The following is an 11499-nucleotide window of genomic DNA, read 5'->3' as shown; positions in this document are numbered from 1 at the left end:
TGTCTCTTGGCGGAAACACATGATCAAGCAGAGGCCGCTCAGCTGTCAGGCGAACGACAAACCCCACCAAGAAATGATCTTGGTGGGGTTTAAAGTCAAGCTAAGGCCACCCGCGTCAGAGCCTGCGCCAGCTCCAGGTCGTCGCGATCTCCAGCGGGTCGATCGGGGTGACATAGCGCGGCGTGGTGTTCAGTCCGTTCGGCGGACCCGACTGCGGTTCCACGCAGACCGCCTCGTCCTGCTCGTCGTAGACGACGACCCACTCGGTCCGGCTCTTCACCTTCAGTTCCAGTTGCTGCGGCCAGGTGAGCGTCACGTCGACCCCGTCGGGCATCCCGAAGCAGTCGTCCCACGGGCCGGGCAGCGGCGGGATCCGGCGGCCGGTCGGCAGATGGTTCTCGCCCCGCTCCTCCTGCCAGGCGGCGTCGAACCCGATCTGCACGTCGTCACCGCCGGTTCCGAGGTTGCGCAGGAACCAGGGGTGCCAGCCGGCCTGTGCGGGGAACGAGTCCCCGTACGTCTCGATGCCGAACGCGAGCGTGAGCGAGTCCTCGGCCAGTTCGAAGGTCTGGGTGACCCGGCCCGGATACGGCCACGGCTCGGCCAGGTCGTAGTAGAACGCAGCCTCGGCCCCACCCTCCTTCGCCGTGAGCCACGCGATGTCACGGCCAGTGCCGTGAATGGCGTGCGGCGGGGAGTTCAGCGGCAGCTGATGGGGCACATCGCCGTTGTGGAACCGGCCGTTCTCGGTCCGCCCGCACCACGGCACCATGGGGAAACAGCCGTACCGCTCCCCCTGCCGCAGCAGCTCGGTGCCCCCGATCCGGAGGCTGCTGATGCGGCAGCCGTTGGCGGGGTCCACGGTCAACTCGGTGTCGCCGACGGACAGCCTGACGTTCTTCTCGCTCCTGCTCACACGACGACATTACTGGCGCCGCTACCTCCGCCGCCGCCGCAGCGCCCGGCCGACGACGACCGCGGAGGCGAGCGCGAGTGCGGCCGCCGGGGCCACCCAGCGCAGGGTGGCGCCCGCAGTGGTCGACTCGGGCGACGGCACGGGGGCGTACCGGCCGCGCGGCGGCGCGTGGTCGACCTCCTCGGCGCTGCGCCCGATCATGGTCCGGCGTGCGTGCGCGGCCTCGGCGGGCGGGCCCTCGGGGACGGGGAACCCCATGTCCGCGGAGGCGTCGAGCGAGGGCGGCGGCACCGGCGCCTCGAAGACCGAGCCGGTGCCGGGGGGCGTCCGGTCGGAGGGCGCCTCGGCAGGGGGTGTGCCGTCGGACGGCGCCTCGGCGGAGGGTGCCTCCTCGGACGGCGATTCGCCGGACGGTCCCTCGTCGGACGGTGCGGAGGCGGCGGGCACTCCGTCGGGCGCCGCCCCCTCGGGCTCGGCGCCCGCGTCGTGGGTCGCCAGTGTCTCGGTCACCAGCTGCTGCGTGAAGCGGTCCAGCAGCCGGTACGCCGCCGCCAGCGCCGCGTCCGGTTCCAGCTCCACGATGCGGCCCTCGCCGCCCGCCGTGCCCGTGAACCCGATCGTCGTACCGCCGTCCGTCTCCGTCAGGCGGATCGTCAGGCCGAGCTTCGCCGAGCCGGTGCCCCGCGCCTCCACGCCCTCACCGGTGACGGAAACCCCTGCCCCGTCCGGCAGCGCGGTCGGGGTCAGCGTGCCGCGGTACGTGATCGTGTGGCCGCCGATCCGGACCTTGAGCCGGCCGGCCAGCGGGCCCGCGGACACGTCGGCGTCCTGCTGGAGGCCCGGCACGCAGCGTGCGACACGGCCGGAGTCGCGCAGCGTGCGCAGCAGGGACGGGACCGGAACCGGAACGAACACCTCATGCTCCATGAAAACCGAGCCTACTCAGCCACGGCCGCCCCGTCAGCGCTTCCGCACCCGGAAGAGCCGGGATCCCCGCCGGGGCGACACACCTCCGATCCCTCGGACCGGACGTGCCCCCGCGCACCCTCACGGCTCCTCCCAGTACCGCGGATGCACGAGCGTCGACGGCGCCTGACCCCGCAGCCGTCGGCCCTCCGCGTACCGGGCCGCCCGCGCCAGTCCCCCTGCTGTGAGGAACCGGAGTTTCGGCGGACGTGGCGGCAGGTGAAGGGCCGGAGGTCTCACGCCCGGGCGGGCGAGGACGAAGCCCCAGTCGGGGCGGCCCTGCACAGCGCCCGTCGTGCGGTCCGGGCCCGCAGCGAAGCCGGAGAGACGCCCGCTGACGCGGTACGGGCGGGTCCGCAGGCCGGCCGCTCTCATGGACGCCTCGACCGTCCAGAACGTCCGGGGCCGGACGACGGGCGGGCCCGCGTGTACCACCAGCCGTCCGCCCGGCGCGAGGACTTCGGTGACCAGGCCGTAGAACTCCGCCGAGTACAGCTTCGTGCTCGCCGTGATCCCGGGGTCCGGCAGGTCGGAGATCACCACGTCGTAGCGGCCGTGCGACGCCTCCCGCAGCCAGGTGAACGCGTCCGCGGTGACGGCGGTCAGCCGCGGGTCGTGGTACGCGTGCGCGTTCAGCGCGGAGAGCGCGGGGTCGGTACGGGCCAGTCGGGTGACGCCGCGATCGAGCTCGACGACCGTGACGCTCCGTACGTCCGGGTAGCGCAGCGCCTCGCGGGCGGCCAGGCCGTCGCCGCCACCCAGGATCAGCACCCGGGCATGGCGCCCGTTCATCGCCGGATGAACCAGCGCCTCGTGGTACCGGTACTCGTCACGGGCGCTGACCCGCAGCCGCCCGTCCAGGAAAAGATCCAGAGAGCCGCGACCGGACCCGGTGAGGACGACCTCCTGCACGTCGGTCTGCACGGCGACCCGCACCTGGTCCCCGTACACCGCGCGCCGGGCCACCCGCTCGAAGTCGTCCACGAGCACCGTGGCGGCGGCCAGCAGGGCGATCACCGTCACGTTGGCGACGATCAGCAGCCACCGGGACTGCCGGGTCAGGTCCCGCCGGAACACCCACAGCACCAGCGTCCCGCCCGCCGCCGCGTTGACCGTGCCGGTGAGCAGCGCCCCGGTGAGCTGGCCGAGGTCCGGCAGCAGGAAGAAGGGGAACGCCAGCCCGCCGACCAGCGCACCCACGTAGTCGGCGGCGAACAGATCCGCGACCGCCCCGCCCGCGTCCTGCCGGTCGACGCGCTGGATCAGCGTCATCAGCAGCGGGATCTCCGCACCGATCAGGATCCCTATGGCGAGCGAGAACCCGACCAGCGCGAAACGTGACTCCCCCACCCACGCGAACGACGCGTAGAGCACGAGCGCCGAGCAGCCGCCGATCAGTGCGAGACCGGCCTCGATCAGCCCGAAACCCACGGCGGCATGGCTGCGTAAACGTTTCGCGAGCAGCGAGCCGACCCCCATCGCGAAGACCATCACGGAGAGCACGACGGATGTCTGGGTGACGGAATCGCCGGTCAAGTAGGCGGCGAGGGCTACCAGTTCGAGTTCGTAGACCAGCCCGCAGGCGGCGCAGACGAAAACTGTGGCCAGCACGAGGAACCGGCCGGTCCGCGGTCGCACGGGAAGACGCGGCGCACCCCCTCGCAACGACACCTGCACCTGCTGGTCGATCATGATGCGAACGCTACGTGACGATGACGTCGCCGCCTGTCACCCACAAGGGTGCAAGTGCCGTGCACGCAACCGAGTTGAGGCGATTCAGGGCGCCGTCACCGGCATCCGCACTCCCACGCGGGTGCGGGTCACCACCAACTGCCCCTCCTGCGGGTACGCGTGCCAGGTGCGCCACCGGACCTGGCCCTCCGACCGCTGCGCGAGCATGGCGGTGAAGGCGTGCGGGCTGCCGGGAAACGTACCTGCGAGGCCGTGCGGATGGTCGGTCACCAGCGCGAGGAGCTCCTGCGCACGCCCGGCGAAGGAGCCCGCGGAGAGCGTCTCGACGCGCGCCGCGAATTCGTACTCCCAGTCACCGAGTCGTTTGGCGACGCCGAGCGGCAGCGGCGTGGAGCTGCCGGGGATACAGGCGACCGTTTCGGAACAGGTACCGCCGTCCTCTTCGAGAAGCACCTGGTGGGAGGCGCCGAGCAGACGCAGCTGCAGTTGGGCCCCGCCGAGCTCGAGGTCGAGCACGGCCAGGGCTGGGAGCGGTTCACGCCCCAGCGCCCAGGCCAGGTCGGCAGCACGGGTGTCGGAATAGGCCGTCTGGAGGGTCGTGAGCATGGGTCGGCTCCGCAAAACACGCATGGACACATGGACAGGGGACGCCCCCGTAACGACGCACGTGGGGGTGGGGAACGCCCGATCAGGTCCAACTGGGGTCCGAGGGCTGAATGTTCTCTCCACCGAGGGAATCATGAAGTACGCCGCGCCCACAGCGTTTTTGCCCAACTTGACGTGGTTTCCATCCCCTCGGGGGCCCCACGGTTCAACTGTTCACCGCAAACGCGCTGCCGGCCCAACAAAAAGGTGCCCGGCGGGAGTTAGACGGCCGGTCCTCACCCGTCGGGCACCTTCACCACGCGGACCTGCTGCCCCGTGTCAGCTGCCTCCGCCGCATCCGCCCCCGCCGCCGCACGAAGAACCGCCGCCGCACGAGGAGCCCCCGCCGCACGAGTGCCCGCCGGAGTGCCCGCCGGAGTGGCCGCCGGAGTGGCCGCCGGAGTGGCCGCCGCTTCCGCAGGACGAACCACCGCCCTCGCCGCCCGCCCACCAGCCGCCACCGGCGGCCGCACCACTGCCCGAGCCACCGCCCGCGCGGCGCCGCCCCCTGCGCACCCGGCCCGACCTCCGGTTGGCCGCCACCGCCAGCAGCAGCACCACCACAAACCCGACCGCCACGACCCCGATCAGCACATCAGAAGAAATCCTCATCGACCTCACGTCCCTTCCGTCCCCCGAAGCGAGGCCCCCCGCTTCACACCGCTTCTCGCGTGAATGGGGGATGCCCTCGGCCCCGTGGAGCCAAAGCGGACTTGAGCAACTCCAGAGCTTCGGCTCAGGATGGCGGGCATGACACAGGGACGACCGCTGCTCAACCGCCGCCTCGCCGAGTTCGGCACGACGATCTTCGCGGAGATGTCGGCGCTGGCCGTACGGACCGGTTCCATCAACCTCGGCCAGGGCTTCCCCGACACCGACGGCCCCGAAGAGATCCAGGAGGCCGCGGTCCGCGCGCTGCGCGCCGGGCACGGCAACCAGTACCCGCCGGGCCCCGGGATCCCGGAACTGCGCACCGCGATCGCCGACCACCAGCAGCGCAGGTACGGACTCGCGTACGACCCCGACTCCGAGGTCCTCGTCACAGCGGGCGCCACCGAGGCCATCGCCGCCGCCCTGCTCGCCCTGGTGGAACCCGGCGACGAGGTCATCGCCCTGGAGCCGTACTACGACTCCTACGCCGCGTGCATCGCCATGGCGGGCGGCACCCGCGTCCCGGTCACCCTGCACCCGGACGCGGACAGCGGTACGTACCGGCTCGACCTCGACGAGCTGCGCGCCGCCGTCACCTCCCGCACCCGGCTGATCCTCCTCAACACCCCGCACAATCCGACCGGCACCGTCCTGACCCGCGAGGAGCTGGCAGCGATCGCCGCACTCGCCTGCGAGCGGGACCTCCTCGTCGTCACCGACGAGGTGTACGAGCATCTGATCTTCGAGGGCACCCACCTGCCGATCGCGGGCTTCCCCGGCATGCGCGAGCGAACCGTGACCATCGGCTCCGCGGGCAAGACCTTCTCCTTCACCGGGTGGAAGGTCGGCTGGGTGACCGCTGCCCCGGAGCTGGTGACAACGGTCCGCTCGGCGAAGCAGTTCCTGACCTACGTCTCCGCGGGCCCGTTCCAGTACGCGGTCGCCGAGGCGCTGCGCCTGCCCGACAGCTACTTCGACGGGCTGCGCGCGGATCTGCGGGCCAAGCGGGATCTGCTGAGCGCCGGGCTGGCCGAGGCCGGGTTCGAGGTCTACCGGCCCGCCGGGACGTACTTCGTCACCACCGACATCCGTCCGCTCGGCGGCGAGACCGACGGATTCGCGTTCTGCCGCGCGCTGCCCGAGCGGTGCGGGGTCGTCGCCATCCCCAACGCGGTGTTCTACGACCGTCAGGAGGCGGGCCGCAGCAAGGTCCGGTTCGCCTTCTGCAAGCGGGAGGACGTGCTGCGCGAGGCCGTCGCGCGACTCAAGGGGCTCTGAGCCACGGCCCGTCCGGCGCCGCCTGTCCGGCTCCGGCCTCTTCGGGTCCGCGCCGCGCCTCCCGCTGCCGCCGGCGCACGCCCTGACAAAAACCCGGCCGAGGACGGCGGTCGTGGTGACCGTCGCCCCGGCCGGGCTGTCGTTCGCCGACGGGACGTATCTGCTGACGCCGTCCCGTCGGCGCTGTGAACGGCTGTGCGCTCAGGCGCTCGGCGCGTCCGAGCCGTCGCCCGACTCCTTGTCGGCCGGCTCCAGACCCAGACGCTCCCGCAGCCACTTGTCGAACTCGATCGAGGCCCGCACCCAGCTGACCGTCGACGAGACGAAGTGCTCCAGGCTGACGCCCGTACCGATGAGCATCTGCGCCTCACCGATCAGACGGACCGAGGTCTCGGTGTCCTCGGCGCCCTCCTCGGCCTCGTGGGTGTGGGTGTAGACCTTGGGCCACAGGGTGCGGCGGTTCCAGTCGTCGATCGCGTCGAGGAGGACCGGGCGCTGGTCGGCGGGGTGCGGGCGGTCGTAGAACGTACGCACCGAGAAGACCTGCTGCTCGGCCTCGCCACGGAACATGAAGTACGTGCGGAAGTCCTCCCACGGCGCCGCGAGGTCCCCCTCGTCGTCGACGACGTACTTCAGCTCCATCTGGTCGAGAAGCTGCTTGACGAGGTCCTGGTCAGGGACGACGGGGCCCTCCGGTCCTGCCGCCTGCGGTTCGGGCTGGCCCCCGAAATTCGGAATCGAGGACGGGTCGATGCTCACCGTGAATTTCCCTTCGTACGGTTGGCGCCATCCTCTCCCATCGCGGCCGGGGAATGGCAACCCCCGACTGGTCCGATCAGCTCTCGGCTGACATGATCCCGCCTGCCGGGGAGGGGACCCGGGAGGGTCCGCGCGAGGGGATGTCATGGACGGAACACGCAATTGGGCCGCCCGTTTCCGCTCCCCCTGGGTGCTCCTGGCACTGCCCGCGCTCGTCGTCGCCTGGATCGGGTGGTCCGTCATCGGCTTCCTGACGAGCGACGATCCTTTCGGGACCGTATCGAAGGTCCCCTGCGACGAGGCGATGGAATTCACCGGGGTCCCGCTGCCGGCCGGAGCGCGCGACCGGCAGTGCAAGAGGCGCGCCTGGCTGGACACCGAGTACGACGTCCGCTTCCGGATCACCCGTAAGGAGCTGGACGACTGGCTGGAATCGGAGTTCCCCGGCACCGAGCTCGACCCGGAGTTCTGCGCCGACAAGGTCGACACCTGCGCGCACATCGAGTTCGGCGACCAGCGGCCGAGCCAGGCGGTCGCGGCCGATGTGTCGGTCGTGCACGAGGGCGGCGGCACCGCCCTCGTACACTTCGAGCCTTTCGACGTCTGAGAACCACCCGGTCCGTTACCGGACGGCCCCCACGATCAGACCGCTCTCCTCGCCGTCCCCGAACGTGTCCACCCGCACGGTGTCCCCGTCCGTAACCTCGCCCGCGAGGATCTCCTTCGCGAGCCGGTCGCCGATCGCCGTCTGGATCAGGCGGCGCAGCGGCCGTGCCCCGTACGCCGGGTCGTTGCCCTCCTTCGCCAGCCAGGCCAGGGCGGCCGGGGTGACGTCGAGGGTGAGACGCCGGTCGGCCAGCCGCTTCGCGAGCCGGTCGATCTGGAGCCCGGCGATGTGCGCGAGCTCGTCGCCGGAGAGGGCGGAGAAGACCACCAGGTCGTCGAGCCGGTTGAGGAACTCCGGCTTGAAGGACGCGCGCACGACCTCCAGGACCCGCTCCTTCTTCTCCTCCGGCTTGGTCAGCGGGTCGACCAGGAACTGGCTGCCCAGGTTCGACGTCAGGATCAGGATGGTGTTGCGGAAGTCCACCGTCCGCCCCTGGCCGTCGGTGAGCCGGCCGTCGTCGAGGACCTGGAGCAGGATGTCGAAGACCTCGGGGTGGGCCTTCTCCACCTCGTCCAGCAGGACGACGCTGTACGGACGGCGGCGGACCGCCTCCGTGAGCTGGCCGCCCTCCTCGTAACCGACATAGCCGGGCGGCGCGCCGACGAGCCGGGCGACGCTGTGCTTCTCGCTGTACTCGCTCATGTCGATGCGGACCATGGCCCGCTCGTCGTCGAAGAGGAAGTCCGCGAGGGCCTTCGCCAGTTCGGTCTTGCCGACACCCGTCGGGCCGAGGAAGAGGAACGATCCGGTGGGCCGGTCCGGGTCGGCGATACCGGCCCTGGTGCGGCGTACCGCGTCCGACACCGCCCGCACGGCCTCGGTCTGGCCGATCAGCCGCCGGCCCAGCTCCTCCTCCATGCGCAGGAGCTTCTGGGTCTCGCCCTCCAGCAGGCGTCCGGCCGGGATGCCGGTCCAGGCGCCCACGACATCGGCGATGTCGTCCGGGCCGACCTCGTCCTTGACCATCGTGTCCTTGGCGGCCTCCTGCTCGGCCTCGTCGGCCTCGGCGAGCTCCCGCTCAAGGCTCGGGATCTCCCCGTACAGCAGCTTGGAGGCGGTGTCGAAGTCGCCGTCGCGCTGGGCACGCTCGGCCTGTCCGCGCAGATCGTCGAGGCGCTCCTTCAGCTCACCGACACGGTTGAGGCCCTGCTTCTCCTTCTCCCAGCGGGCGGTGAGACCACGCAGCTCCTCGTCCTTGTCGGCGAGGTCGCGACGGAGCTTCTCCAGACGCTGGACGGAACCGGCATCGGTCTCGTTCTTCAGCGCCAGCTCCTCCATCCGGAGGCGGTCGACGGCGCGCTGCAGTTCGTCGATCTCGACGGGCGAGGAGTCGATCTCCATGCGCAGCCGGGACGCCGCCTCGTCGACCAGGTCGATCGCCTTGTCAGGGAGGAAGCGGGAGGTGATGTAGCGGTCGGACAGGGTCGCGGCGGCGACCAGCGCGGAGTCCGCGATCTGCACCTTGTGGTGCGCCTCGTAACGGCCCTTGAGGCCGCGGAGGATCGCGATGGTGTCCTCCACGGTCGGCTCGTCGACCAGGACCTGCTGGAAGCGGCGCTCCAGGGCGGGGTCCTTCTCGATCCGCTCGCGGTACTCGTCGAGCGTCGTCGCACCCACCATCCGCAGCTCGCCGCGGGCCAGCATCGGCTTGAGCATGTTGCCCGCGTCCATGGCGGAGTCCCCGCCGGCGCCCGCGCCCACGACGGTGTGGAGCTCGTCGATGAACGTGATGATCTGTCCGTCGCTCTCCTTGATCTCGGAGAGGACGGTCTTCAGGCGCTCCTCGAACTCCCCGCGGTACTTGGCGCCCGCGACCATGGCTCCCAGGTCCAGCGAGACGAGCCGCTTGTTCCGCAGGCTCTCCGGCACATCGCCCTTGACGATGCGCTGGGCAAGCCCCTCGACGACGGCGGTCTTGCCGACGCCGGGCTCGCCGATGAGCACGGGGTTGTTCTTCGTACGCCGCGACAGGACCTGCACGACGCGCCGGATCTCCTGGTCACGCCCGATGACGGGGTCGAGCTTGCCCTCGCGCGCGGCGGCCGTGAAGTCGGTGCCGAACTTCTCCAGGGCCTTGTACTGGCCCTCCGGGTCGGGTGTGGTCACCCGGCGCCCTCCCCTGCTCTTCTCGAATGCGTCCAGCAGCTTCTTCGCGTCGGCGCCCTGCCTGGTGAGGATCTCACCGGCACGGCCGCCCTCGGCCGCGATGCCGATCATCAGATGCTCGGTGGAGAGGTAGTCGTCGCCCAGCTCCTTCGCGCGCTGCGCGGCGTCGGAGATGACGGCGAGCAGCTCACGGTTGGGCTGCGGCGGGGCAACGGTCGACCCGGTGACGCTGGGCAGCGACGCGAGCAGCCGCTCGGTCTCGCTGCGCACGGCAGCCTGATCGGCCTCGACGGCGGCCAGCAGGTCGATGATGTTCTCGTTGTCCTCGCCCTGGAGCAGGGCGAGCAGCAGATGCCCAGGGGTCAGATCGGGGTGTCCGTCCTTCACGGCCCTGCTGGTGGCCGCGTTGATGGCGTCCCGGCTCCTGTTGGTCAGCTCGGCGTCCACGTGCGCTCTCTCCTCCTTGCGGTGACTGGTCTGTCACAACTATGACCAGATCAACGTCCACAAAGTTGAGTCTATTCCACTCAAGACGCGATCGCTCCCACGCCACACGACCCACGCCCGGAAACCGGAGCGGAACGGGGCCCCCGACCGAGTGAACCGGCCGGACCGCCGCTCCGCCACCGCACCGCATCGGGGCACGGGACGCGGATGCCTACCCTTTCCCCATGGCCGTAGACGTACGCAATCCCAGCCCCGAGTACCTCGCCTTCTGGCGCGAGCACCACGTGTGCACGCTGACCACGCACCGCTCCGACGGCAGCCCCCACGTGGTGCCGGTCGGCGTGACGTACGACCCCGAGGCCGGACTCGCCCGCATCATCACCAACAAGAGCAGCAGAAAGGTCGCCAACGTCCTGGCCGCCGGTCCGGACGGGGCACGGGTGGCGGTCTGCCAGGTGGACCGAGGGCGCTGGGCGACACTGGAGGGCCGCGCGACGGTCCGTACGGAGCAGGATGTGGTCGACGACGCGGTACTCCGCTACGCGGAACGCTACGGGCGCACGCCGGTACCCAACCCGAACCGGGTCGTCATCGAGATCGCCCTCGAACGGGCGCTGGGCCGGGGCGCACCGGTCCGCACGGCCTGACGGCCTCCCCCGCGACAGGAAATGGATCAGCGAGCGGCGCCATGCGGCGTCGACGGCAAGGCGGAGGAGGGAGTCGACACGCAGGGGGCCCCTCCCATGCCCTTGAGGCCATGGGGAGTCGGTGACCGACGGCAACGCCGCAAGCGCAGTCGCGAGGCGTCGCGAGCCCACCCCCTGTCGCGGGGGAGACCGACAGGCCCGGCAGTACCCCACCATCCGCCCCCGGGCAGCACAGCGGCGCCACCGTATTCAGGTCACGATGGCGCCGCTGTGTGGGGGAGTGTCCGAGCGACATGGAACGACGGGGGATCGCTCAGGCACTGCGGGGGGTGGCGGAAATGGTTTCTGGTTCGATCAGCTGGTGGTCACGCTGATCAAGATTGACGAAGATCATTCCGTACCGGATCGCACACCGGACGGGCTGCGGCGCTCCGCGGGGGCGCCGCAGGCACCGGTAGGCGCGGACCTCGTCGTCGTCCTCGAGGACGACAACGACAGGCTCTCCGAGCAGGGTGACCATCAACGAATCGCCATGGCGGGGGAGTGCCGTGAGCAGATCGATGAAGTGCCACCCTGAGCGATAGGCCGTAGCCATCTCCCGCCGGAAGACCCGGTCGTCCGGCGGGATGGTCACGCCTCCGCCAGCTTCAGCGGAGAGCTGCCCCAGCCGACATCGGCCGGGTTGAGGTCGGTGACGGCACCTGTCTGGACAATGCCCCAGCCGA

General features: G+C 70.8%; 11 protein-coding genes. 3 read left to right on the top strand and 8 right to left on the bottom strand.

What is annotated here, in order from left to right; translation table 11 throughout:
• Positions 1 to 115: 115 nt before the first annotated feature.
• The 5 genes from AB0N06_RS15875 to AB0N06_RS15855 form a co-directional block, all read right to left on the bottom strand.
• Complete coding sequence (locus AB0N06_RS15875; protein ID WP_366135265.1) at positions 116 to 916, bottom strand: aldose 1-epimerase; 801 nt, start codon at positions 914 to 916, stop codon at positions 116 to 118.
• 21 nt (positions 917 to 937) lie between these two features.
• Entirely contained in the window at positions 938 to 1843 is a 906-nt protein-coding gene (locus tag AB0N06_RS15870) for an SRPBCC domain-containing protein (protein ID WP_366135264.1), read from the bottom strand.
• A 120-nt stretch (positions 1844 to 1963) separates the two neighbouring features.
• A complete protein-coding gene (locus AB0N06_RS15865; RefSeq protein ID WP_366135263.1) occupies positions 1964 to 3574 on the bottom strand; it encodes a polyamine aminopropyltransferase in 1611 nt (536 codons plus the stop codon).
• An 84-nt stretch (positions 3575 to 3658) separates the two neighbouring features.
• The gene (locus AB0N06_RS15860; protein WP_366135262.1) at positions 3659 to 4180 is read right to left on the bottom strand and encodes a DUF2617 family protein; all 522 of its coding nucleotides are present in this window, start codon (positions 4178 to 4180) and stop codon (positions 3659 to 3661) included.
• 318 nt (positions 4181 to 4498) lie between these two features.
• Entirely contained in the window at positions 4499 to 4831 is a 333-nt protein-coding gene (locus AB0N06_RS15855; protein ID WP_366135261.1) for a hypothetical protein, read from the bottom strand.
• A 138-nt stretch (positions 4832 to 4969) separates the two neighbouring features.
• Here AB0N06_RS15855 and AB0N06_RS15850 point away from each other — a divergent pair, with 138 nt between their 5' ends.
• Complete coding sequence (locus AB0N06_RS15850; protein ID WP_366135260.1) at positions 4970 to 6148, top strand: pyridoxal phosphate-dependent aminotransferase; 1179 nt, start codon at positions 4970 to 4972, stop codon at positions 6146 to 6148.
• 201 nt (positions 6149 to 6349) lie between these two features.
• Here AB0N06_RS15850 and AB0N06_RS15845 read toward each other — a convergent pair whose 3' ends face one another.
• Complete coding sequence (locus AB0N06_RS15845; RefSeq protein WP_366135259.1) at positions 6350 to 6907, bottom strand: YbjN domain-containing protein; 558 nt, start codon at positions 6905 to 6907, stop codon at positions 6350 to 6352.
• Positions 6908 to 7052: 145 nt separating this feature from the next.
• Between AB0N06_RS15845 and AB0N06_RS15840 the strand changes: the two genes are divergently transcribed.
• Entirely contained in the window at positions 7053 to 7514 is a 462-nt protein-coding gene (locus AB0N06_RS15840; protein ID WP_366135258.1) for a hypothetical protein, read from the top strand.
• A 15-nt stretch (positions 7515 to 7529) separates the two neighbouring features.
• Here the strand turns inward: AB0N06_RS15840 and clpB are convergent, their stop codons facing one another.
• Entirely contained in the window at positions 7530 to 10127 is a 2598-nt protein-coding gene (clpB, locus tag AB0N06_RS15835) for an ATP-dependent chaperone ClpB (RefSeq protein ID WP_366135257.1), read from the bottom strand.
• A 224-nt stretch (positions 10128 to 10351) separates the two neighbouring features.
• On the opposite strand from clpB, the gene AB0N06_RS15830 reads away from it, so the two are divergent.
• Positions 10352 to 10774 carry a TIGR03618 family F420-dependent PPOX class oxidoreductase gene (locus AB0N06_RS15830; RefSeq protein ID WP_366135256.1) on the top strand — a complete coding sequence of 141 codons (423 nt, stop codon included), beginning with the start codon at positions 10352 to 10354 and terminating at the stop codon, positions 10772 to 10774.
• A 313-nt stretch (positions 10775 to 11087) separates the two neighbouring features.
• Here AB0N06_RS15830 and AB0N06_RS15825 read toward each other — a convergent pair whose 3' ends face one another.
• The gene (locus AB0N06_RS15825) at positions 11088 to 11408 is read right to left on the bottom strand and encodes a (2Fe-2S)-binding protein (protein WP_366135255.1); all 321 of its coding nucleotides are present in this window, start codon (positions 11406 to 11408) and stop codon (positions 11088 to 11090) included.
• Between the last annotated feature and the right edge of the window lie 91 nt (positions 11409 to 11499).

It is taken from the genome of Streptomyces sp. NPDC051020, from assembly GCF_040683105.1.
Classification (GTDB): domain Bacteria; phylum Actinomycetota; class Actinomycetes; order Streptomycetales; family Streptomycetaceae; genus Streptomyces.
The sequence above is the reverse complement of the archived record's forward strand: the minus strand, read 5'-3'. Positions and strand labels throughout refer to the sequence as shown.